Source organism: Paenibacillus sp. sgz302190, assembly GCF_059820445.1.
In genome coordinates, this window is sequence record NZ_JBZYAO010000010.1 from 29,595 (window position 1) to 53,161 (window position 23,567).

General features: G+C 50.9%; 17 protein-coding genes and 1 pseudogene. 15 read left to right on the forward strand and 3 right to left on the reverse strand.

The features are described from left to right. Positions 1–446: 446 nt before the first annotated feature. The 3 genes from AC6RNO_RS13360 to AC6RNO_RS13370 are packed head-to-tail and all read right to left on the reverse strand — an operon-like array spanning position 447 to position 3,391. The gene (locus AC6RNO_RS13360) at positions 447–1,016 is read right to left on the reverse strand and encodes a hypothetical protein (protein ID WP_497105733.1); all 570 of its coding nucleotides are present in this window, start codon (positions 1,014–1,016) and stop codon (positions 447–449) included. A 16-nt stretch (positions 1,017–1,032) separates the two neighbouring features. Then, positions 1,033–1,590 (reverse strand): MauE/DoxX family redox-associated membrane protein, encoded by a 558-nt coding sequence (locus AC6RNO_RS13365; RefSeq protein ID WP_497105734.1) that lies wholly within the window; start codon positions 1,588–1,590, stop codon positions 1,033–1,035. Between the two features lie 13 nt (positions 1,591–1,603). Further along, entirely contained in the window at positions 1,604–3,391 is a 1,788-nt protein-coding gene (locus AC6RNO_RS13370) for an ATP-binding cassette domain-containing protein (protein WP_497105735.1), read from the reverse strand. A 594-nt stretch (positions 3,392–3,985) separates the two neighbouring features. On the opposite strand from AC6RNO_RS13370, the pseudogene AC6RNO_RS13375 reads away from it, so the two are divergent. The 15 genes and pseudogenes from AC6RNO_RS13375 to murG form a co-directional block, all read left to right on the forward strand. Beyond that, a pseudogene (locus AC6RNO_RS13375) lies at positions 3,986–4,129 on the forward strand (transposase); the annotation flags it as partial. A 494-nt stretch (positions 4,130–4,623) separates the two neighbouring features. Further along, positions 4,624–6,258 carry a bacillithiol biosynthesis cysteine-adding enzyme BshC gene (gene bshC / locus AC6RNO_RS13380; RefSeq protein WP_488435466.1) on the forward strand — a complete coding sequence of 545 codons (1,635 nt, stop codon included), beginning with the start codon at positions 4,624–4,626 and terminating at the stop codon, positions 6,256–6,258. A gap of 19 nt (positions 6,259–6,277) precedes the next feature. Next, the gene (locus tag AC6RNO_RS13385; protein WP_474684445.1) at positions 6,278–7,540 is read left to right on the forward strand and encodes an adenosylhomocysteinase; all 1,263 of its coding nucleotides are present in this window, start codon (positions 6,278–6,280) and stop codon (positions 7,538–7,540) included. A gap of 786 nt (positions 7,541–8,326) precedes the next feature. Further along, positions 8,327–9,457: a DUF4349 domain-containing protein gene (locus AC6RNO_RS13390; protein ID WP_488435464.1), complete on the forward strand. Its 1,131-nt coding sequence runs from the start codon at positions 8,327–8,329 to the stop codon at positions 9,455–9,457. A 125-nt stretch (positions 9,458–9,582) separates the two neighbouring features. Next, the gene (gene mraZ / locus AC6RNO_RS13395; RefSeq protein ID WP_474684443.1) at positions 9,583–10,020 is read left to right on the forward strand and encodes a division/cell wall cluster transcriptional repressor MraZ; all 438 of its coding nucleotides are present in this window, start codon (positions 9,583–9,585) and stop codon (positions 10,018–10,020) included. A 62-nt stretch (positions 10,021–10,082) separates the two neighbouring features. Then, positions 10,083–11,033 (forward strand): 16S rRNA (cytosine(1402)-N(4))-methyltransferase RsmH, encoded by a 951-nt coding sequence (gene rsmH, locus AC6RNO_RS13400; protein WP_488435463.1) that lies wholly within the window; start codon positions 10,083–10,085, stop codon positions 11,031–11,033. Positions 11,034–11,054: 21 nt separating this feature from the next. Then, a complete protein-coding gene (gene ftsL, locus AC6RNO_RS13405) occupies positions 11,055–11,480 on the forward strand; it encodes a cell division protein FtsL (RefSeq protein WP_474684441.1) in 426 nt (141 codons plus the stop codon). A 15-nt stretch (positions 11,481–11,495) separates the two neighbouring features. Continuing rightward, the gene (locus AC6RNO_RS13410) at positions 11,496–13,796 is read left to right on the forward strand and encodes a penicillin-binding transpeptidase domain-containing protein (protein ID WP_497105736.1); all 2,301 of its coding nucleotides are present in this window, start codon (positions 11,496–11,498) and stop codon (positions 13,794–13,796) included. 85 nt (positions 13,797–13,881) lie between these two features. Further along, on the forward strand, positions 13,882–15,816 hold the full coding sequence (locus AC6RNO_RS13415; RefSeq protein ID WP_497105737.1) for a stage V sporulation protein D: 1,935 nt from the start codon (positions 13,882–13,884) through the stop codon (positions 15,814–15,816). 116 nt (positions 15,817–15,932) lie between these two features. Continuing rightward, entirely contained in the window at positions 15,933–17,423 is a 1,491-nt protein-coding gene (locus AC6RNO_RS13420; protein WP_497105738.1) for a UDP-N-acetylmuramoyl-L-alanyl-D-glutamate--2,6-diaminopimelate ligase, read from the forward strand. Then, the gene (locus tag AC6RNO_RS13425; protein ID WP_497105739.1) at positions 17,420–18,811 is read left to right on the forward strand and encodes a UDP-N-acetylmuramoyl-tripeptide--D-alanyl-D-alanine ligase; all 1,392 of its coding nucleotides are present in this window, start codon (positions 17,420–17,422) and stop codon (positions 18,809–18,811) included. Before AC6RNO_RS13420 ends, AC6RNO_RS13425 begins: the two co-directional genes overlap by 4 nt. A gap of 88 nt (positions 18,812–18,899) precedes the next feature. Continuing rightward, positions 18,900–19,835 carry a phospho-N-acetylmuramoyl-pentapeptide-transferase gene (gene mraY, locus AC6RNO_RS13430; protein WP_497105803.1) on the forward strand — a complete coding sequence of 312 codons (936 nt, stop codon included), beginning with the start codon at positions 18,900–18,902 and terminating at the stop codon, positions 19,833–19,835. 3 nt (positions 19,836–19,838) lie between these two features. Continuing rightward, positions 19,839–21,233 carry a UDP-N-acetylmuramoyl-L-alanine--D-glutamate ligase gene (gene murD, locus AC6RNO_RS13435; RefSeq protein WP_497105740.1) on the forward strand — a complete coding sequence of 465 codons (1,395 nt, stop codon included), beginning with the start codon at positions 19,839–19,841 and terminating at the stop codon, positions 21,231–21,233. A gap of 59 nt (positions 21,234–21,292) precedes the next feature. Beyond that, the gene (spoVE, locus tag AC6RNO_RS13440; protein ID WP_497105741.1) at positions 21,293–22,390 is read left to right on the forward strand and encodes a stage V sporulation protein E; all 1,098 of its coding nucleotides are present in this window, start codon (positions 21,293–21,295) and stop codon (positions 22,388–22,390) included. A gap of 6 nt (positions 22,391–22,396) precedes the next feature. Continuing rightward, positions 22,397–23,467, forward strand: a complete 1,071-nt coding sequence (murG, locus tag AC6RNO_RS13445; RefSeq protein WP_474684434.1) for an undecaprenyldiphospho-muramoylpentapeptide beta-N-acetylglucosaminyltransferase — start codon at positions 22,397–22,399, stop codon at positions 23,465–23,467. Positions 23,468–23,567: the final 100 nt, after the last annotated feature.

Sequence of the window (23,567 nt, forward strand, 5' to 3'; positions counted from 1 at the left end):
GTTCTTTTGAAAATTATTGCTCGTTGAAACGTTGGAGATTTTGGACCTATATGTTCGTTATGTCCGACTCCGCCGAAACTGCCGCTAGTTTCTAAAATCTTGCAGTTCCTATGTGTATAAGAAGGCGTTCCAGCATATTTTAGATCAGATCGGACGCATGCTCCAACTGGAATGAGGTTCAGGGTGGAATACTCCTATTGAAAAAAAAGCAACTGAGGAGCAGAGGAGCAATCGGGTTTTCATCGCCCTTTTCACGCCCGTTATTATACATATCATCTATTTTATAACAAGATGCAATGTGCACCTCCACGCTTGCCGTCTACTATTTTAAATAAAATACCATCTTATACTTATTTATACATATATCCCAACTCAATAAATTCGTTATGAATATTTCGGGTTTTATAATATTATACCATAATTGTTAAAAATCCGGACAACTAATTCTAAACAGCTTGTGGTTGTGTTAAGTCAAAAGCTAATTTCGCACCTTCCTTAGTAACTACTCCATTTTTTATTGAAATTGCGTATGGCTTCGGGGTCATTTTAAATGGAGCAATTAGTGAATCAGATACAACTAACGGAACCTTTAATTCGTTTGTTTTATTAATGTACTTCTCAAGTGCATGACTTTCATCCTCATTGATAAGTGCTACGATTTTATTCTCAACATCTTCTGCCGAAAAATTAATCTTATTTGTTATTGCTTGGTCAAGCAGATTACCGCATGAACCGCATTGTGAATCAAAAACAAAGATTGTCAATTCGTTATCACTTATTTTATTGACTGGAAGTTTATTTTGAATGTGTTCAATCGGAAGAAAATCTTCGATATTCTTATTTACGAATCCAACCTGCGGATCATTTTGAAAAGTATATTGTTTTTTTTCTACGCTTAATGCATCAACTTTATTCACAAAGGTACCAACAATCTTTAACAATCGGTAAAATGTAAAAATAACTAATAAAAATAGCACCAATAAAATTACGTTTATTATAATTAATACATTATTCATATTTTTAGAAACTCCTTTAGCTCTTATATTCGATTATCTTTATTTTTTGTTTCACACTAGAAAATTCATTTAGTATTTGGATAAATATTGAAATTAAAATGCACAACAAGATAATATAGATTAAAGCAATAATATTTTTGGGTTCAAAATAATTTCCGTATACAAATATTACAGGCGAAGAATTTAACAATATTACTATCGGTAAGAGCGCATATATTATATTTCTAAGTACGAGATACCAAGATAATTCATGATTGCCTGCAATTCCACCGCACCCGCACTTTGCTTTGTTACCTCTAAGTAGATTAATGATTATTGCCATCGAATAAACTAACAGCATGCAAATTATTAATATCGATGTAATCTGAAAATAAAAACCAAAAAATAAAAACGTACAGATTAGCGCTTGTATTACAATGTCAACATACGCAAATATCTTTTCAAAGCCATATGGAACAATTCGATATTGTGTTATATATTTAACATGATCATTAAACTTTATTACTTTGTCTAACAATGTGCTAAAGAAGAGAATAAATAACATTACTCTACAAAATAAAATTAAATAATCCATAACATCCTTCCACCTACATATACCATTTTAGTTGTTGTGAATACATTTCGAAATACATGCCTTTTTGTTGCATAAGCATATTATGATTTCCTGATTCTTGAATCTGACCTTGCCCCATTACGAAAATCCTGTCTGCCATTTTAGCTGCGGACATTCTATGCGATATAAAAATTGCAGTTTTGTTTCCAACTAGTTCTGCAAATTTCTCAAACATCTCTAATTCAGAAATTGGATCAAGGGATGCCGTAGGTTCATCTAATATAAAAATCTCTCCACCTTTCATAAATGCTCGAGATAGTGCAATTTTTTGCCATTGTCCACCTGAGAGATCTTCACCTTCAACAAGCACATTGCCCAAATTTGTATCATATCCAGTTGAGTAGCTACTTGCTATTCTGTTTACGCCAGTAAGCTCAGCAGCACGATATATTTTACTTTCATCATTAAAATCTTTAATATTTCCTATCGCAATATTTTCTTTTATCGATAAATTGAATCGAACAAAATCTTGAAAAATGCAAGTAAGATTATTAAATGTTTCATCTTTTCTTAATTCTGAAATTGGAATTCCATCTATTAGAATTTGTCCTTCTGTTATTGAATAGAAATTCAATAAGCAGTAGATTAGACTTGATTTACCAGAACCATTTTCACCAACAATTGCAATTTTCTCACCAGCATTAATATGAAAAGTAACATTTCTTAGTGCGTATTGTTCACTATTTGGATATTTTAATGAGACATTAATAAATTCTATGCCTTTTACCAAAGGCTTTGGAAATTCCAGATTTCCATTTACTTTATTGTCTACATTCTCGAAAGAATCAAATTGAAGAAATTTAAATAAATCTGTTACAAATAAATTGTTTCCATATACTTTTGCGATACTATTGGCAATCGTGATAATTAATCTTTGAGCACTTTCAATGGATTGAATAATTGCTGTATACGTTCCGATTGAAAGTAAATTGACTTTTAAAAGTTTTATGACAACAAAAATTGCAAGGATTTGAAAAATAGATGAAATTGAAATATTAACTAATCTAAAAAGCTCGTGCAATCTTGTGTGCGCTAGTCTTTCGCTTAGATTTTTCAGATAAGTTTTTGACCATAAAGTGATAAAAAAGTCTTTCAGCTGAAATATACGAATTTCCTTAACACTATCTCTATCATTTAGCATTGCAGCAAAGTAAGTAGCTTTTCGCTCATCTGGTGCTTGCTTTGAAACCAAATTAAATTGTTTTTTGCCGAACCGAGATTCAATCACTAAGGTTGGAACAACTGAAATTGTTGCAAGTACAGCAAGTAACCAATGTAGCTGAAATAGAAATATTACAAAAGAAACGCAGGTAATTATATCTTTTACGAATGAAAAAAACTCTTGAATTGGAGTTAGAATGCGCCTGCCTAAATGCCCTTGTAATCTTGCATGACTATTGTAAAATTCAGGGTTAGAAAAAAAGGAAACTGGAACAGAAGACACTTTTTCAGAAACCATTTTTATCAATGTATAGTTTAGTTTTTCTTGTACATTTGTGTCAAAAAGATTAATAGCACTTCTGACAAAAGAACTTAATATCAGCACTATTGCCTGCAATAAAATAAAAGTCATTAGTTCTTTGTAATTATCGCCATTGGATTGAATAAAGAAACTAATCTGATCAATTGTTTGCTTTGACAACCAAACATTAATTAAAGGAATAAAACCAAAAATAATAGTAGATATTAATGATATGTAGATCCAACTTTTATATTCAGAATATACAAGTTTCATAGATAACATCAGCGATTTAAATTCCATTATATTTAACCTTCATCACATTGTAATTTATCTTATATTAAAAATAACAGGGTTCTAATAATAGAACCCTGTTTGTTGTTTCTAGCAAAGTGCTGGAATGCAATAGTCATAATATTCAGGATAAATTCCATCTGGGCAACATAAGTATGCACTTTGTGTACCACCTGGACGGACATCCGCAAATTTAGTTGCATGATACCCACATGGGCAGCAAGTTTCACAAACCACTTTGGGTGAAATAGTACCTAATGTCTTAGCGATTTTTAACAACATTGTAGAAATCTCTCCCTAGAATAATTTAGTGTCTTCGAGTGTTGATCACCACTGTCAGAGTGTTAAAAGGACGTCCCTCATACAAAATATACCAAGGAATAAAATACCAGTCAATAAAATATTTTCTATATAAACAAATAATGAATTAGATTGGTGAATAAACCCATCTCTAAACGCGGCCGATTCTTTTTGAAAAGCCTTGGTTTGTGGGGCGAGGCAAAAAGCAGGGATGGCGCAGCCCGATTTTGCTAGTTTTGGTGCCCGAAGACGGAATCTGCGCCCTGATAGGCGGCTCGGCACTTAATGCTCGGCGGTGTGGTAAGTTTCGCGGACGTCAAAGTGCTCCACGGACTTCGCTACTGCCGGTTTTGGGGGAGAGACAAGGTGCAGATGCAAGTGCTCCTAACTGCAACTGCACAGAACATGAAAAAGATAGCCCTCCACCTCTCCAAGAAAGCAGGATGATTGCACATTTTCAGGAATTTGTCGTGGCGGGCGTATCCATCGGGCAAAACTGTATTTTTGCAGGCTTTCTGGTCGTTGGCAGGTAGACGTTGGCTCCGGATGGGTTTTCGCAACGCACGTACCTTCTGCGAGTGTCCCTCGGGTGAAGTAGCCGATGCAGCTGCACATTTTCCTTTCAAATGCTTTCGCACCGCGCGCAGATCCTAGCGCGCGGTGTGGCGTCGCATGACGGTCGTCAACCACCACTGCATGTGGCCGCGGGGGCGGGCGCCATCCCGCATTTCACTTCCATTCGAATTGCAAGGAAGCCAGTCCCGGCTTCTCTCGATCTTAAGGATGCGCAGCATTCGCTCTTTTTTGGGAGTGAAATGTAACTGAATAAAATACAGTTTTGACTTAAGCGGGACCGGAAGTGTACAATCAAACATAGGAGTCTGTTCGACGGAGTTACTCCAGAGACACATCTTTATTTGGGATAAAGAGGAGACAACGGAATGCAAACGGAAGCTTTTCACTGGAAAAGAAGTCAGGCGCTTGCCGAAGACTACATACAAAACAAAACTGGTTCCAAAAAGTTGTTCCCGTATCATTTTGGCAGTGCCGACGACTGGGCCGAGCGGGCGCAGTGGCTGACGGAGCCGTCCGGTGCGCCGCGCGCCGACCGCGGGGAGCTTGTCAACGTTTTGACCGCTTATAATGAAAGAATCGGCAATGCGCCGCTTGCGTTCGATAACATCGGCGCTCTTGCCGATCCCGGGGCGCTCGCCATTGTCGGCGGTCAGCAGGCGGGGCTTTTCGGCGGGGCTTTGCTCGTTCTGTATAAAGCGGTAACGATTATTCAGCTTGCCCGCGAATGGGGCCAAAAGCTGAATCGTCCGGTCGTTCCGGTGTTTTGGATTGCCGGGGAAGATCATGATTTTGACGAGGCCAATCATACTCACGTGCTTACCGGCGCCCAGCAGGTTGAGAAGATCAAGGTCGATCATCCTACAGGGCTGCGAACTTCCGTTAGCAAGCTGCCTTTGCCGGATGAAGCTTGGGCGGAAGCGCTGGACATGCTGGACCGCACGCTGATGGATACCGAGTTCAAGTCGTCGCTGCTGTCCAAGCTGAAGCACGCTTCCAGCGGTTCGGCGACGCTGTCCGACGCGTTTGCGCGGTGGATGGCCGCGTTGTTTGGCGAATACGGACTCGTGCTGATCGATTCCGACGATCCTTCCTTACGCCAGCTGGAAGCGCCGATGTTCGAGCGGCTTGTCGCGGACAACGAAGCTCTCGGCCAGGCGCTGCTCCGCACGCGGTCCAAGCTTCAGGAGGCGGGCTATGAGCCGCAAGCGGAAATCGCCGATAACGGGGCGAATTTGTTTGTTTTTGCGGGCAGCGGACGGCTGCTGCTGCAGCGGGATGGCGAGCTTTTCACGGATAAAAAGCATGAATTCGCCTATTCGCGCGAACAACTGCGCGATATTGCGCTTACGCAGCCGGAGCTGCTCAGCAACAATGTGATGACGCGGCCGCTTATGCAGGAGTATTTGTTTCCGGTGCTTGCCACGGTTCTCGGGGCGGGCGAGATCGCTTACTGGGGCTTGACGGGGGAAGCCTTCGAGCTGTTCGGCATGAAAATGCCGATCGCCGCGCCGCGGCTGGAGTTCACGCTGTTGGAAGGAACTGTTCAGAAGCATATGAACAAGTACGAGTTGACGGTGGAGGATGTGCTGGAACGGTTCGAGCAGAAGCAGCGGCAGTGGCTTGACGGGAAGGATACGCTGAAGCTCTCGGAGCGGTTTGACGCCGTGAAGGCGCAGTTCCGCGCCAGCTATGAGCCGTTGGTGGAATCCCTTTCGGCGATCAACCCCGGCGTTAAGAAGCTGGGCGATACGAATCTGGCCAAAATTTTGGAGCAGATCGAGTTTTTGGAAAATAAAGCCGCGGATGCGTACAAGTCGCAGTTCGATTCGGCGCTTCGCCAGTTGGAGCGGATCCGGCTGACGATTTTGCCATTAGCAAAGCCGCAGGAAAGAGTGTATAATGGATGTGCTTACATGAATCGATACGGCAGCGATTGGCTGAAAAGTCTGGTTGAAACCCCGATACCGGTAGACGGTATGCACCGCATTTATTATCTGTAGGATATAGGAGGACGTTCGAATGAACACTGTAGACAAAAGTATTGTCACGGATATGAAGCTGGCGCCGGAAGGCCATTTGAAAATCGATTGGGTGCAGGCGCACATGCCGGTTTTGAACCGGATTCGCGAGCAGTTCGAAAAAGAGCAGCCTTTTAAAGGGTTGAAAGTTACGATTTCGCTCCATCTTGAAGCCAAAACCGCTTATTTGGCCAAAGTCGTGAAAGCCGGCGGCGCCGATGTGACGATTACGGGCAGCAACCCGCTGTCCACGCAGGATGACGTGTGCGCGGCTCTCGTCGAGGACGGGGTCACGGTTTTTGCCAAGTACAATCCAAGTCCGGAAGAGTACAAAGAGCTGTTGATCAAAGCTTTGGAAACGAAGCCTGATCTGATCATCGACGACGGCGGAGACCTGGTTACGATTTTACATACTGAGCGCCAAGATTTGCTGGAAAACGTCAGAGGCGGGGCTGAAGAAACGACGACAGGCATTCAACGCCTGAAAGCGATCGAAAAGGACGGGCAGCTGCGCTTCCCGATGGTTGCGGTCAATGACGCATTTTGCAAATATTTGTTCGACAACCGCTACGGTACGGGACAGTCCGCATGGGACGGCATCAACCGCACGACGAATCTCGTTGTAGCCGGCAAGACCGTTGTCGTCGTCGGTTACGGCTGGTGCGGCAAAGGTGTGGCGATGCGCGCCAAAGGCTTGGGTGCCAACGTTATCGTGACGGAAATTGACGCGATTAAAGCGGTGGAAGCTTACATGGACGGGTTTGCCGTAATGCCGATGAGCGAAGCGGCCAAATTGGGCGATTTCTTCGTGACGGTTACAGGCAACCGCGATGTGATCCGCGGCGAGCATTACCAAGTGATGAAAGACGGTGCCGTTCTTTCCAACGCGGGCCATTTTGACGTGGAAGTGAACAAGCCGGAGCTGGAGGCACTGTCGGTTTCCATACGTACGGTACGCCGCAACATTGAGGAGTATCAGTTGAAAGACGGACGCAAGGTTTACCTGCTAGCCGAAGGCCGTCTCGTAAATCTCGCGGCAGGCGACGGGCATCCCGCGGAAATTATGGATATGACGTTCGCGCTGCAAGCGATGTCGCTGAAGTACGTGAACGATGAGTACCAAAACATCGGCAAAAAAGTCGTGAACGTGCCGTATGCGCTCGACGAGCAGGTTGCCAGATTCAAGCTCGAATCGCTGGGAACGAGCATTGATTCCTTGAGCGAAGAGCAAAAAGCTTACCTGGACAGCTGGACTTTGCACTAAGCGATAGTAAGAAGGCTGAGGCCCGAGGGGACGAATGTTGTCTGCTCGGGTTTTTTTGCATTTTTTTCGGGGCGGGTGCCGCTCCTGGAACGGGATGCAAGCCTGATTGACGCTGCGCAGCCGTTTCCTTTAGCGAGGAAAGGCTGCGTGAAGCGGGGGCGGTGGCAGGGGCAAGGGCAGGGGCAGGGGCAGGGGTCAGTGCGCGGCGGTTACCGTCAGGCCATGCGGCGCCGTGTGGGGTTCTGACCGCTGCCATGCGTCGGCGACGCAGTGCGCGCCCGAGATTCACGCGCGTTGGGGGCCGGGGGTTGCCCTCAAGGCTGCGTTCATAGCAGCACATCGTGCTTCTGCTTCTTGGCAGCGCGGAAAAAGCCTGCAAAAGTGCAGTTTTTTGTCCGCGGCTACGCTTTCAGCGAAAAATTCCTGCAAATGTGCAGGCTTTCCAGCTGCTGCACGAGCTCAGACGCGTTTTAACGGGAAATTCCTGCACAATTGCAGGAATTCCTCCAAACGAATCATTTTGCCCGAAAAAGCCTGCACTTTCGCAGGCTTTTCGTTTGCGCAGCCGCACCATGACCACCTACGCCATCTTGTGCAGCAAAAGAAACGTTGGGCAAAAATTAGGGGCGCCCCATCCGCTCTAACTATCTCCCATTTGCCTTATTTGTGCCTCATCCGCTCAAAGCGGCCGTCTTTCCACCCAAAGCAGCCTCCCCGTCGCAACTTTTCAAGGGTGGGGTCCGTTAATAGGGTGTGTCACCTATATATGGAAAAGGGGCGATGAACATGGTGCAGAACTTGCAATCCGCACAAAGAACGCATCACGGGGGAAAAGCGGGTAGGGGAAGGCGCATGGCGCTGCTTGCGCTGAGCTTTTTGCTGCTGGCGGCGGTGCTGAACGGCTGCAGCGCGGCAAGCGAAAAGAACTCGTCAGCTGCCGGCGGAGAGGCTAAAATGGATGTGCAGACGAGCGGTGCCACGGCTGATAAGTCGATGAAAGCGGCGGACCAACGCGCAGAGTCTGCTTCCGCGGCAGCCGGTGCCGCTCCAAGCGGCAAAACGGCGCAAGAGCCGGCAAAAGCTCAGGCGGAAGAAAAACCTGCGCCGATTGCGATCGCTCCGTCGGATGGAGCGGACGGGAGTGATAGTTTTAGCCGGAAGCTCATCTATCGCGCCAATCTGGTCATGCCTGTCGAGAATTACAGCGAGGCGCAGACGCAGCTGAGGAATTTGGTCGCGTTAAGCGGAGGTTACATTTTACAGTTTTCGGAAAACGCGAGTACGGGGGAGCGCGGCGGGACTTTTACGATTAAGGTCGCTGCCGGCGGATTCGTCTCCTTGCTGGACGGATTGGAAAAAATCAGCCCTTCGATACAGCGCAACGTGCAGGGGCAGGATGTAACGGAGGAATACGTCGATTTGAATTCCCGCCTGAAGGCGAAGCAGGTCGTGGAATCGAGGCTGCTGAGCTTTATGGAAAAAGCGACCAAAACCGATGAGCTGCTCGCTTTTTCCAACGAGCTTTCCAAAGTGCAGGAAGAAATCGAGCGAATCAAAGGCCGCATCAGATATTTGGATCAAAATGTAGCGTACTCGACCATTGAGCTGCGCATGTATCAACAGAGCGGAAACAAGCCGCTGCTGTCCGATCCGAACAAGCTGACGCTGGGCGACCGTCTGCAAAAAGCGTGGAATTCCAGCTTGAATGTGCTGGCTGCGGTGCTTCAGGGAGTATTGGTGTTTTTGGCGGCTGCGCTGCCGATTATCGTCATACTCGCGATCGTCGCGATCCCGCTATGTCTGGTAAGACGCAAAAGAAACAGGAAACTGCTTGAGATGAGGAATCAATTTAAAGAACAAAACACAGCCATTACGACATCCCAAAGCGAAGATACGGAATCCAAGGACGGTCCATAGTTGAAAACAGAAATAAAATTTTCGGAAATCCTGCGTCTTTAGCAGGATTTTTTGCATTTTTGGCGAATAGACATATAAAAGTGGTGGAAAGTGGTACAAAGTGGAGGGAAAGGGGGCGCCATGCTATGTTCATGGGGGAACACCAGCATAGCATTGACGAAAAGGGCCGGATCATTATCCCGGCAAAATTTCGCGAAGCGCTCGGCGAATCCTTTGTTATCACCCGCGGCTTGGACCAATGTTTGTTTGTATATCCGAGGTCGGAATGGGCTGTGCTGGAGCAGAAGCTGAAGGCGCTGCCGCTAATGAAGTCAGATGCGCGCGCATTCACCCGCTTCTTTTTTTCCGGGGCGACGGAGTGCGATCTTGATAAACAAGGAAGAGCGAATATTCCCGGTAATCTGGTCGAACATGCCAAGCTGGAAAAAGATTGCGTCGTCATCGGCGTGTCCAGCCGGGTTGAGATTTGGAGCAAGCAAATTTGGGAAAGCTATTCCAGTGAATCCGAGCAGTCATTCAATGAAATCGCCGAAAAGCTGGTGGATTTTAATTTTGATCTGTAGCCGGAAGGGGCAGACGCTTACGAAGAAAGTTTTCCTTCGGAAAACTCTTAGGAGGACACCAAGTGTTTCATCATGTGACGGTATTAAAGGAAGAATCTGTTGAAGGATTACATATAAAGCCAGGCGGCGTATACGTGGATTGCACGATGGGGGGAGCCGGCCACAGTGCTCTGATTGCGTCCAAACTCGGCCCCGATGGGCTTTTGATCGCGCTGGATCAGGACGATGTGGCGCTGGCGAACGCCCGGACAGTGCTTGCTCCTTATGGAGACCGCGTGAAAATCGTAAAAAGCAATTTTCGCGAATTGGAGCGGGTGCTTATGGACGAGCCCAGGGCGGTTCGCGACGGGAAACCGCAGGTCGACGGCATTCTTTTCGATCTGGGCGTATCCTCTCCGCAGCTGGATGACGCCGAACGCGGCTTCAGCTACCATCAAGATGCCGAGCTCGATATGAGGATGGACCGGCGGACGGAGCTGAGCGCGAAAACGATTGTCAACGAGTGGCCGGAAGATCGAATCGCGAAAATATTGTATGAGTACGGCGAGGAGAAGTTTTCGCGCCGCATCGCCGCCAATATCGTGCAAGCGCGGGCCAAGCAGCCGATCGCAACGACCGGGGAATTGGTGGAGCTGATCAAGGAAGGCATCCCGGCAGCGGCGCGCCGAACCGGCGGGCATCCCGCCAAAAGGAGCTTTCAGGCGCTTCGCATCGCCGTCAATGACGAATTGGGCGCTTTTGAAGAAGCGTTGGAGCAGTCCATCCGCTGTCTCGCGCCTCAAGGAAGAGTAGCCGTCATCACGTTCCACTCGCTGGAAGACCGAATATGCAAGCAAATTTTTGCGAAAAATGTTGAAAAATGCACATGTCCGTCAGATTTCCCGATATGTGTATGCGGAAGCGTCGGAGTTGTCAAATTAGTGAATCGTAAGCCGATAATCCCGGGAGAACAGGAACTTGAAACCAACCAGCGGGCCAGATCGGCGAAACTGCGCATTGCAGAAAAGCTATGATACCAAAGGAGGAAACATGACATGCCTTCCTACATTCAAGGGAACCTCGCTCTAGACCCGAAACGGACGCCTAAAGTCAAAATCAAAGAAACGACGAAAGTTGTGTACCGCGCCAAATCGCTGCCGGTTCAGGAGAAAATGCTGTATTTGTTTACGGTTGTGCTCTGTGTCATCGTCGCCGGAGTTATCATTTGGCGGTATGCAACCATTTATCAAATGAATGCAAGCATTTTGAAAATGCAAAACGAGATTCGTCAAATTCAGGCGGAAAACAGCGCGCTCAAGCAGGAAGTGGAGATGCTGCAAAGTCCCGACCGTTTGAAAACGGAGGCTTCGCGCCTCGGGCTGAAGCCGCAAGATGATATACCGGCAGGCCAATCGGCCGCCCAAAAAGGAAAAACGCCCGCCTCAACCGACAAAAAAAACAAAGTGGCCTACAATCCATAAACGGGCGGGGATGACATGATGACGAAAAAAATTAAAATTCGCTCATTTTTGATCGGGGGGTTCTTTACCCTTTTTTTTGTTGTTCTCATCGCGAAAATCTATTGGATTCAAGTCGTAGATGCGGCGTGGCTGACAAGTAAGGCGGAGAAAATTTGGGAAAAAGATAAAGTGATCACGCCGGCCAGAGGCGAAATTCTCGACCGCAACGATAAAGTGCTGGCTGTAGATGCGACCGCATATACCGTTTCGCTGAACCCGGAAATTATCAATCTTTATAACATTTCGGACGACGTCGCGCAAGGGCTGGCTGATATTTTAAAAGAGTCGGACGATGGCAAAGCAGCTTTGGTTGCTAAAATCCGTGACATGGCTACGAGAAAAAGAGATAACGGCACGTTTGCAAAAAATGTGGAGGTTCGCAGCGAAGGCTGGAAAATCGAAAAAGATAAAGCGGACGCCGTGCAAAAACTGATCGCCTCGCTGCAAACCAAACTGGATAAGAAACCGAAAGATAACGTCGGCATCTACCTCCTTGAGGACAAGAAACGCTATTATCCAGGAGAAACGCTCGCTTCCCATGTGCTCGGCTATACGAACAAAGAGGGAGCCGCTTCGATGGGGCTGGAAGCCAATCTCGACGATATCCTCAAAGGGGTTCCCGGCATGATGAAGCACGAAACCGATCCGAAGGGCGTCGAGCTTCCCGATTCCAAAATCAACTTTAAACCCGCCGAGGACGGCAAAAACGTCAGGCTGACGATCGATAAAAACATCCAGTACTATATGGAAACCGCACTTGCCAAAGTGAACGAAAAATGGCATCCTAAAAGCTTGACGGCTATCGCGGTCGACCCACAAACGATGGAAATACTTGGAATGGCTAATTTACCGACGTTCAATCCGAACAAGTACTGGACGTTCAAGGACCAGAACGATTTTAAAAACAACGCCATCGCTTCCCGTTACGAGCCCGGTTCCACGTTCAAAATCGTCACTCTCGCCGGCACGGTGCAGGAAGGCTTGTTTAACCCGAACGCTACATATCAATCAGGCGCCATACGTGTGGAAGACAGGGAGCTTCATGACCATAATCGCGTAGGATGGGGGAAAATAACTTATCTGGACGGTTTGAAACGTTCCAGTAACGTGGCATTCGTCAAGCTTGGCTATGAAATGCTGGGAAGAGAACGGCTCGATGACTATATTAAGAGATTCGGGTTCGATAAAAAAACGAATATCGATCTGCCGAACGAGGTGTCGGGCTTGATCGCCATGAAGTACGGCCCTGAGTACGCAACGGCGACTTACGGTCAGGGCAAGGTCGTTGTGACCGCGATTCAGCAAACTGCCGCGTATGCGGCGATGGCCAACGGCGGCAAGCTGATGTGGCCGCATGTCGTCAAAGATATCGTCGACCCGAAGACGGGCGATGTCATTCAGTCTTTTGCCCCCAAAGTAGTCAGCCAGGTTGTAACTGAGCAAACCGCCAAGCAGGTGACCGATTATTTGGAGCAGGTCGTTTCCGACCAGGATATCGGTACAGGCAAGCTGGCCTACATGGAGGGGTATCGCGTCGCCGGGAAAACAGGAACGGCAAACATCGTTTTGCCCGGTGACAAAACGTATTCCACCAATACATGGGTCATTTCGTTTATCGGCTATGCGCCGGTTGAAAATCCGAAGATTTTGATTACGCTGATTGCCGACCAGCCGGACCTTGGCGGGAACTACCACTTGGGCGGTCAGGTGCTCGCTCCGGCGTTCAAAGAAATCGCGACCGAGTCTCTGCAGTACATGGGCGTTGCCTCGACCAAGCAGACGAAAGTCGTGACGCAGGAAGCGAACAAGATGACGATGCCGGATCTCGTGGATGCGACGCAGGACATCGTAACCGACAAAGCCAAGGAGCTGAATTTGAAGCTCGAAGTGTTCGGCAAAGGCAGCCAGGTGATCGAACAATTTCCGCGGGCCGGTACTGAAATTTTGTCGACCCAACGAATTTATGTAGCTATGCAGCCGCTTGATTCTTTGCCTGTTCCCAGCTTTAAAGGCAGGTCGCTGCGCGATGCGATGGAAGCCTGCTCATTTCTCAAGCTGAACTGCCAAACTTCGGGAGAAGGCTACGTAACGGATCAATCGGTGGCGGGAGAAGGGGATTCGCGTACGGTAACCTTGCAGCTCCAACCGCTAGGCGAAACGGCTTCACCGCCGTCACCATCTCCGTCGCCATCGCCGGGGCCGAATGCGAAAGATAAGGACAACGGCAAAAAATCGGATACGGCTGCGAAAAACGGTGCGGCGAAAAAAACGCAGTGACGGATAGCTTGTTCTAACCCCAGTTTGTCCCGAATAGTCATGATATGAACGATCTTGACTTGTTTGGAAGGGGGAGCGAACGCACATGCGCGTATCCAACGTTACCGTTCGTCGCAGACTGTTTGCAGCGCTCATTATCGGAACGGTCATTTTCTCGGCGCTCATCCTGCGTCTGGCTTACGTACAAATATGGATGGGCCCGGATTTGGCGGAAAAGGCGGAGAACAGTTGGCGGAGGGATATTCCGTTCGCACCGAAGAGGGGCGAGATTCTCGACCGGAACGGCGTCGCGCTCACCTACAATGTCAGCACGCCGTCGGTGATGGCGATTCCCGTACAGCTGAAGGACGCCCGGACTGTCGCCGGGAAGCTGGCGGAAGTGCTGCAGGGCAATGAGGACGAAATCTACAAGCAGATGACCAAGCGGGCGAGAATTAACGAAATTAAGCCTACAGGCCGCAAAATTACAGTTGAAAAAGCGCAGGAAATCCGCAATTTGAAGCTGCCCGGCATCGTCGTCGCGGAAGATAACAAGCGTTATTATCCGTTCGGCACGCTGGCCGCCCATATACTCGGGTTTACAAACGCATATAACGAAGGATTGACCGGTGTAGAAGCCAAGTACAACAAATATTTGAACGGCATTCCCGGCAGCATTTCCTACATGGCCGATGCGGCGGGAAGGCAGCTGGAAGGCACGACGGACGAGTATGTGAAGCCCAAAGACGGCCTGAACCTGCAGCTGACGATCGACAGCCACTTGCAGTCCATTATGGAACGGGAGCTTGACCAGACGATGCTGCAGTACCAGCCGCAAAACGTGCTGGCAATCATGATGGACCCGAACAATGGGGAAATACTGGCGATGGGCAGCAGACCGACCTATGAGCCCGGCAATTATAAAGAATACGCGTCCGAGACGTATAACCGGAATCTGCCGATATGGAAAACGTACGAGCCCGGTTCCACGTTTAAAATTATTACGCTGGCAGCGGCGTTAGAGGAGAAAAAGGTAGATTTAAAGAACGAAGGTTTTTACGACCCCGGCTTCATCGAAGTGGGAGGGGCGAGGCTGCGCTGCTGGAAACGGGGCGGGCACGGCAGCGAGACGTTTTTGCAAGTTGTCGAAAATTCCTGCAACCCGGGATTCGTCGTGATGGGGCAGCGCCTCGGAAAAGAGAAGCTGTTCGACTACATTTCGAAATTCGGCTTCGGCAAAAAAACGGGCATCGATCTGGGCGGGGAAGAGAACGGAATCCTGTTCAAGCCTTCGCAGGTCGGTCCGGTGGAACTGGCCACAACCTCATTCGGGCAAGGGGTTTCGGTGACGCCGATTCAGCAAATTACGGCCGTCTCGGCGGCAATCAACGGGGGCAAGCTGTTCAAGCCCCATGTCGCCAGATCGTTCTCCAACCCGGAAACCGGAGAGGTTGTAGATGTGATCGAACCCGAGTTGGTGCGCAACGTCATATCGGAAAATACGTCCAAGCAGGTGCGTGAAGCACTGGAAAGCGTAGTCGCCAAAGGAACGGGCCGCAATGCGTTCATCGACGGATACCGGGTCGGCGGCAAAACCGGTACGGCGCAAAAAGTAGTGAACGGCCGCTATTCGCCGGATGAGCATATCGTTTCGTTCATCGGCTTCGCTCCGGCCGACAATCCGCGCATCGTCGTGTACGCTGCCGTAGACGATCCGCAGGGCATTCAGTTCGGCGGTCTGATCGCCGCTCCGCTGGTCAGAAACATGATGGCGGACGCTCTGCGCTACATGAAAGTTGAGCCCAGCAAGCAGCAATTGGACCGCGATTATCGCTACGGAGAAACGCCGGTCGTCGAAGTGCCCAATTTGATTGGCGCTACGGTCGAAGACATTTATGAAGATTTGAATATGAACTTCAAGCTGGCGAAGTCGGGGAACGGCAAATACGTGATGAGCCAAGCGCCGAAACCGGGCGCCAGGGTCGAACAAGGATCGACGATCCGCATTTTTTTGTCGAACAGCGAACCGCCGCAGCAATAAATTTCCTTTACTTGCGAAAAAAAGATGGGCCGCAGACATGTTTTGCTTTTCTCGGCGCATAAAATTGTCCATAATAGATACGATTGCGATTTTGTTTAAAACGGGAGGGTTCGCCGATGAGACTGAAAGAGCTTGCTTCCGCACTGCTCGTTGCCCATATACACGGAGATGGCAATACGGAGATTACCGGCATCGAGTCCGATTCGCGCAAAGTGCACGCGGGCGATTTGTTTCTTTGTATCCCGGGACTGGCCGCGGACGGCCATGATTTTGCCCCCAAAGCCGTAGAGCTGGGGGCTGCGGCGCTCGTTACGGAGAGAGCGTTGGACCTGCCGGTGCCTCAATTGGTCGTAAAAGACGCCAGGTATGCCATGGCGGCATTGTCGGCCCATTTTTACGGGTACGCCGGAAGCTCCATGAAAGTCATCGGAGTGACGGGGACGAACGGCAAGACAACTTCAACTTATTTGATCGAGCGGATTTTGAGCGATCAAGGATATAAAACAGGCTTGATGGGGAACATCCACATCAAAATCGGTGCGGAATACTCGGAGAACAAGGCGACCAACACCCAGGAAGCTTTGGAGCTTCAGCGCATTCTCAGAAAAATGGCGGATCAGCATACCGATTACTGTATTATGGAAGTATCTTCGCACGGGCTGGATAGGGGAAGAGTCAAAGGGGTTCGTTTCCGCACGGGCCTGTTTACGAATTTGACGCAGGATCATTTGGATTACCACCAAACGATGGACAATTACAAAGCCGCCAAAGGGCTGCTTTTTTCCAGGCTGGGCAACGAATTTACCGCCGATCCGAACGGCAGGCAGTATGCGGTGCTCAATGCGGACGATCCGGCGTCGGCCTATCTCGCCAAGCAGACGTCCGCGCAGGTCGTCACCTACGGCATCGACAACGAATGCGATGTGCGGGCGACCGACATTCGAATGACCGCGGAGGGCGTGGAATTCCGTCTCGTTTCATTTGCCGGCGAGACCCTGTTCCGCATGAAGCTGTTCGGCAAATTTAACGTTTACAATGCGCTTGGGGCAATTGCCTCAACTTTGGCGGAAGGCGTTCCGCTTGAGCAAATCCGGAATAGTTTGGAAAGTGTGGCCGTCGTGGAAGGGCGAATGGAGCCTGTGATCGAAGGCCAGAACTATTTGGTCCTGGTTGATTACGCCCATACACCGGACGGCCTGGAGAACGCGCTGACGGCGATTCGGGAATTTGCCGAAGGCCGCATCATTACGTTGTTTGGCTGCGGCGGCGACCGCGACCGTACGAAACGTCCGCTCATGGGCAAAGTAACGGCGAAATACAGCGATTATTTATATGTGACCTCGGATAATCCGCGGACGGAAGATCCCGAGGAGATTCTTCGGGATATCGTTCCAGGGCTTGAGGAAGCCGGATATTCGAGCGATAAATACGAGCTCATCGCGGATCGCAGAAAAGCGATACAAAAGGCTATTGAAGGGGCAGGCCCCAAAGATGTAGTATTGATAGCGGGAAAAGGCCACGAAACGTATCAGGATATCATGGGGGTCAAGCATGATTTTGATGATCGTTTGGTGGCTAAGGCTGCGATAAGGGGAAGAAAGCAATGATCAGTCGTACATTGGGGGAAATCAGGGAAATGCTGGATGCCGCCTTCGCGGAAGGCGGAGCGGGAGATGCGGCTTTGCGCATACAGGGCGTATCGACGGATACCCGGACGATTCAGCCGGGGACGCTCTTCGTGCCGCTGATCGGCGAGCACTTCGACGGGCACGCCTATGCGGCGGAAGCCTACGACAGGGGGGCTGCTGCGGCTTTATGGCAGGCGGACCGGCCGAACCCGCCCGAGGGCATGCCGATTGTCATCGTGCAGGATACGCTCGCTGCGCTTCAGCAGCTTGCCAAAGCTTACCGCAAGCAGCTGCCGGTGCGGATCGTCGGCATTACCGGCAGCAACGGGAAAACGACGACCAAAGATTTGGTCGCGTCCGTGCTGGGCGGCACATACAAGGTGCATAAGACGAAAGGAAATTTCAATAATCATATCGGATTGCCGCTGACCTTGCTGCAGCTGGAAGAAGCGACCGAATTCGCCGTCGTGGAAATGGGCATGAGCGGCAGGGGCGAGATCGAGCTGTTATCCAGGCTCGCCGAGCCGGAGGCGGCGATCATTACGATGATCGGCGAGTCGCATTTGCTCCAGCTCGGCACGCGCGAGGAGATCGCCCGGGCGAAGGCCGAGATCGTGAGCGGGATGCCGGACGGCGCGCTGTTCGTCTATAACGGAGACGAGCCGCTGATCGAGCAGGCGCTGGCCGAGCGTGCGCTGCCTGAAGGGTTGCGGACGATCCGCTTCGGCAGTAGCGAGCAAGGCGGCCTGTATCCGACGCACATCCGTATGGATGCGGACGGGGCTCATTTCTCCATTAACCGGCCGGACTACCCGGAATTGTACATCCCGCTGCTCGGCACGCACAACGTGATCAATGCGCTGGCCGCCGTCGCGATCGGGGAATCGTTCGGCGTGCCGCCGCAAGCCGTTGCAGCAGGCCTCGCCTCGCTGCAAATGACCAGCATGCGCATCGAGAAGCTGACGGCAGCCTCGGGGCTGACCGTGCTCAACGATGCGTACAACGCGAGCCCGGCGTCGATGCGCGCGGCGATCGCGCTGGCCGAGCAGCTCACCGGCTTCGGCCGCAAGTTCGTCGTGCTTGGCGACATGCTGGAGCTCGGCGAGCAGGAAGAGCAGTTCCATCGCGGCATCGGCGCGCTGCTGTCGCCCGACCGCATCGACGGCGTCTTCACGTTCGGGCGGCTTGGCGGCTTAATCGCGGAGGAAGCCGCGAAGGCGTACCCGCAGGGACGCGTGCGCTCCTACGACGACAAGCGGCTGCTCGCTGCCGAGCTCGCCGAGCTTGTGCAGCCGGACGACTTGGTGCTCGTCAAAGGCTCGCGCGGCATGCGGCTTGAACAGGTCGTGAACGCCCTGCTATCCTAAACTTATTGCAAATATTCAAGCTTATCGCCCCTTGCCTTTAGGGAAGCGAGCAGGAGGAACCAAAGTGGAAAACGCAATATTATTGACGATGGGTGTGGCCTTCGTGCTCGCGCTCATCATGGGACCGCTCTTTATTCCGATTTTGCGGCGGATGAAATTCGGCCAGCAAATCCGTACCGACGGTCCGCAAGGCCATCTCAAAAAACAAGGGACCCCGACCATGGGCGGCACGATCATTTTGCTCGCGCTGGCGCTGGCAACGCTGCGCTTTGCCGACAAAACGACCGATCTGCTCATCCTGCTGATCGCTTCGCTCGGCTATGGGCTCGTCGGCTTTCTTGACGACTATATTAAAATCATCTTCAAGCGCTCTCTCGGGCTGACGGCCAGACAGAAGCTGTTCGGACAGCTGCTGATTTCGGCGATTGTCTGCTTCCTGCTCGTCAGGGAAGGCCACAGCACGGACTTGTTGGTTCCTTTCATCGAATTTCATCTCAACCTGGGCTGGCTGTATTTCCCGCTGATGGCGATCCTGATGCTGGGCGCGTCCAACGCGGTCAATTTCACGGACGGCCTGGACGGCCTGCTGGCGGGTACCAGTGCCATCGCTTTCGGAGCCTACACGGTCATCGCGATGAACAACACGCAGCCGGAAGCGGCGATTTTCTCCGCAGCCATGGTCGGCGCCGTTCTCGGATTTCTGGTATTCAACGCCCACCCGGCCAAAGTGTTCATGGGCGATACGGGTTCGCTCGGCATTGGCGGAGGGCTTGTAGCGGTAGCGATCCTGACGAAAGCCGAGCTGCTGCTTGCGGTCATCGGCGGCGTGTTTCTCGTCGAGATTTTGTCCGTCGTCATTCAAGTGGTATCCTTTAAGACAAGAGGCAAGCGCGTTTTCAAAATGGCGCCGATCCATCATCATTTCGAATTGGTCGGCTGGTCCGAATGGCGCGTCGTCATCACATTCTGGGCGGTCGGTTTAGTTCTTGCCGCGCTCGGATTATATATGAATGAGGTGTTATAGATCATGAAGCATCCGCGGGAATATCGTGGACTTGAAGTCGTTATTTTGGGCTTGGCTCGCAGCGGAGTCGCTGCGGCTAAGCTTTTTCATCACTTTGGAGCCATCGTCCAAGTGAACGATAAAAAGGAGCGCAGCGCATGCCCTGAAGCCGATGAATTGGAGGCTCTGGGTATTTCTGTTGTATGCGGGCATCATCCGGACTCGCTCGTTCATAAGGGCGTGGCGCTCGTAGTGAAAAATCCGGGCATTCCGTATACCGTGGCACCGGTCCGCATAGCCGGGGAGCTGGGCATCGAGGTCGTGACCGAGGTCGAGGTCGCCTATCATATTTCTCAAGCGCCGATCATCGGCATTACGGGCTCGAACGGCAAGACGACGACGACGACCCTGATCGGCCAAATGCTGGACGCAGGCGGTCTTTCGCCGGTGGTAGCGGGCAATATCGGCCGCGCTTTGACCGAGGCTGCGCCGGAAGTGACCGGGTCCGACTGGCTCGTTGTGGAGCTGAGCAGCTTCCAGTTAAAGGGAACCGTCGATTTCAGACCGAAAATCGCTCTTCTGCTCAACGTATATGAAACCCATTTGGACTACCATGGCTCGATGGACGACTATATCGCGTCCAAAGCGAAGCTTTTTGCCAATCAGACGGTTCAGGATACGGCTATTGTGAACTGGGACGATCCGGTGTGCCGGTCGCTGGTTCCGGGTCTGAAGGCGAAGCTGCTGCCTTTTTCGATGAAAGAAGCGCTCGCATTCGGCGTCTATTTGGACGCACGCACGGATACGATCGTATATTCGGATGGGGAAGGCGTCATACATACGATTCTGCCGGCCAAAGAAATGGGCATTCCGGGTAGCTACAACGTGGAAAACGCGCTGGCTGCAGCCGCTGCGGCAATTACGGCGGGTGTGAAGCCGGAAGCGCTTGCGGATGTGCTCAAAAGCTTCAGGGGCGTCGAGCACCGGCTTGAGTTTGTGCGCGAGCTGAACGGCGTCACTTTTTACAACAATTCGAAAGCGACGAACTCGGCGGCTTCGATCAAATCGATCGAGGCGTTCGACCGGGGGGTTGTGCTGATCGCCGGCGGGCTGGACCGCGGCTCGGATTACATGGAGCTGCTGCCGGTTTTCCGCGAACGGGTGAAAGGCCTCGTCACATTGGGGCAGACGAAGGAGAAAATTAACCGCATCGCCGAGCTGGCAGGGATTAGCCGGGTCAAAAGCGTCGATACTGCTAAAGATGCAGCGGACGCGGTATCCCAGGCGGTACGGCTTGCTTCGCAAATGAGCGAAGCGGGCGACATCGTGCTGCTTTCGCCGGCTTGTGCCAGCTGGGACATGTTTCCATCCTATGAGGACAGGGGACGCATGTTTAAGGAGTCCGTGCATAACCTTTAAGTAGGGCCTATCCATATTCGGCGGATAAGCCCACTACACTTGCGTAAGAGGTGTTTGGTATGGGCAAAGCACGGTCCGCTCCGGATATATGGATTATTATTCCTACCTTGTTGTTATTGACAATCGGCGTTATTATGGTGTACAGTGCCAGTGCGGTTCTTGCTTACCGGGAATTCGGAGACTCGCTGTATTATTTGAAAAGGCAGCTCTTGTTCGCCGTTCTCGGCATTGCCGCCATGTTTTTTACGATGAATGTGGATTACTTGGTTTGGAAAAATTATGCCCGCATCGCGCTGCTCGTCTGTTTCGGCCTGCTCCTCATCGTGCTGATCCCGGGAATCGGGGTTGTCCGGGGGGGCGCCAGAAGCTGGCTCGGCATCGGCGCTTTCGGCATTCAGCCTTCCGAATTTATGAAGATCGGCATGATTCTCTTTTTGTCCAAAATGCTCTCGGATCAGCAGTCGAAAATCACGCTGTTTACGAAAGGGCTTATGCCGCCGCTCGGCATTATGGGACTTGCTTTCGGACTGATCATGCTCCAGCCGGACTTGGGGACGGGAGTCGTCCTCGTCGGCGCTTCTCTGCTGATCATTTACACGTCCGGAGCCAGGCTGCTTCACTTATCCTACCTGGGCATGATCGGAGCGGCCGGCTTTGTCGGGCTCGTCATTGCGGCGCCGTACCGCCTGAAGCGAATTACCGCGTTCCTTGACCCTTGGCAGGATCCGCTCGGGGCCGGCTACCAGTCGATTCAATCGCTGTATGCGATCGGGCCCGGGGGCCTCGTCGGGCTGGGGCTCGGCATGAGCCGGCAAAAATACAGCTATTTGCCCGAGCCTCAAACGGATTTCATCTTCTCGATTATTGCGGAAGAACTGGGCTTTATCGGCGGCACGCTCGTCCTGCTGCTGTTCACGATATTGGTGTGGAGAGGGATGAGGACGGCGCTAACCGCGCCAGACACCTTTGCCAGTCTGATCGCTGTCGGCATTATCGGCATGATCGCCGTGCAGGTGATTATCAATATCGGAGTTGTCATCGGCATGTTTCCGGTCACCGGCATTACGCTGCCGCTGATCAGCGCCGGAGGCTCCTCCCTGACGCTGATGTTGACTTCGATCGGCATTTTGCTGAACATATCCCGCTATTCGAGGTGAATGACCATGAAAACGATCGTCTTTACCGGAGGCGGCTCGGCCGGGCACGTCACGCCTAACATTGCGCTGATGACCAAGCTCAAGCGGTTAGGCTGGGAGATCCGCTACATCGGATCGGCGACCGGCATCGAGAAGGATATCATCGAAAAGGAAGGCATTCCTTTTTATCCGATTTCCTCCGGAAAGCTTCGCAGATATTTTGACTTGAAAAACTTGAAAGATCCTTTTAAAGTCGTGAAGGGCGTATACGAGTCTTATAGACTGCTGCGCCGCCTCAAGCCCGCCATCGTCTTTTCGAAGGGCGGGTTCGTTTCCGTCCCCGTCGTTTTCGGCAGCAAGATGAACCGGATTCCTGTCATTATTCATGAGTCGGACATAACGCCGGGTTTGGCGAACAAGCTTTCGATTCCTTTTGCGACCAAAGTTTGCGTAACGTTCCCCGAGTCGCTGAAGCATGTGCGGGAACCCAAAGCGGTGCTGACCGGCCTGCCGATCCGCGATCAGATCAGCGGCGGCAAAGCTTCCCGGGGATACCATCTGTGCGATTTCCACAGCGGCAAGCCTGTCGTGCTGGTCATGGGCGGAAGCTTGGGCTCGCAAGCGATCAATCATGCGGTCAGGGAGAGTTTGCCCCGGCTGCTGGAACATTTTCAAATCGTGCATATTTGCGGGAAAGGCCATATAGCCCCTGACCTCGCGGGCCGGAGAGGCTACAAGCAGTTCGAGTACATTTCGGAGGATTTGCCGGATGTGATGGCGATGTCGGAGCTTGTCATTTCCCGCGCGGGCGCTACTTCGATCTATGAGTTTTTAATATTGGAAAAACCGATGCTGCTCATTCCGCTGACGCTTCAGGCAAGCCGGGGAGATCAACTCCTCAATGCGCAATCGTTCCAAAAAGCCGGCTATGCCGACGTGCTGTTCGAGGAGCAGCTTTCTGCGGACTCGCTCGCAGAGCGGGTCGAATCGCTGTACGCGAAGCGCGACGATTACAAGGCTGCGATGAAATCCCGCCAGGAGACCGATGCGGTCCAGGCGATCGTCCGGCTGATTGAAACTTACAGTTTACCCTCATAACTTTGACGGATTATGAATAGGCGATTGTCACACTCTCTTTCGATTTTACATAAACTACACTATAACCGTGACAGAAACCAAACGGCTTTATACAGCGCGA

Coding starts and splice junctions, on each gene's coding strand:
- bshC (WP_488435466.1), top strand. CDS start 4,624: ATGCAAACGGAAGCTTTTCACTGGAAAAGAAGTCAGGCGCTTGCCGAA.
- AC6RNO_RS13410 (WP_497105736.1), top strand. CDS start 11,496: ATGATGACGAAAAAAATTAAAATTCGCTCATTTTTGATCGGGGGGTTC.
- spoVE (WP_497105741.1), top strand. CDS start 21,293: ATGGGCAAAGCACGGTCCGCTCCGGATATATGGATTATTATTCCTACC.
- mraY (WP_497105803.1), top strand. CDS start 18,900: ATGGGTGTGGCCTTCGTGCTCGCGCTCATCATGGGACCGCTCTTTATT.
- AC6RNO_RS13370 (WP_497105735.1), bottom strand. CDS start 3,391: ATGGAATTTAAATCGCTGATGTTATCTATGAAACTTGTATATTCTGAA.
- ftsL (WP_474684441.1), top strand. CDS start 11,055: ATGCCTTCCTACATTCAAGGGAACCTCGCTCTAGACCCGAAACGGACG.
- AC6RNO_RS13425 (WP_497105739.1), top strand. CDS start 17,420: ATGATCAGTCGTACATTGGGGGAAATCAGGGAAATGCTGGATGCCGCC.
- AC6RNO_RS13385 (WP_474684445.1), top strand. CDS start 6,278: ATGAACACTGTAGACAAAAGTATTGTCACGGATATGAAGCTGGCGCCG.
- murD (WP_497105740.1), top strand. CDS start 19,839: ATGAAGCATCCGCGGGAATATCGTGGACTTGAAGTCGTTATTTTGGGC.
- AC6RNO_RS13420 (WP_497105738.1), top strand. CDS start 15,933: ATGAGACTGAAAGAGCTTGCTTCCGCACTGCTCGTTGCCCATATACAC.
- AC6RNO_RS13390 (WP_488435464.1), top strand. CDS start 8,327: ATGGTGCAGAACTTGCAATCCGCACAAAGAACGCATCACGGGGGAAAA.
- murG (WP_474684434.1), top strand. CDS start 22,397: ATGAAAACGATCGTCTTTACCGGAGGCGGCTCGGCCGGGCACGTCACG.
- AC6RNO_RS13415 (WP_497105737.1), top strand. CDS start 13,882: ATGCGCGTATCCAACGTTACCGTTCGTCGCAGACTGTTTGCAGCGCTC.
- mraZ (WP_474684443.1), top strand. CDS start 9,583: ATGTTCATGGGGGAACACCAGCATAGCATTGACGAAAAGGGCCGGATC.
- AC6RNO_RS13360 (WP_497105733.1), bottom strand. CDS start 1,016: ATGAATAATGTATTAATTATAATAAACGTAATTTTATTGGTGCTATTT.
- AC6RNO_RS13365 (WP_497105734.1), bottom strand. CDS start 1,590: ATGGATTATTTAATTTTATTTTGTAGAGTAATGTTATTTATTCTCTTC.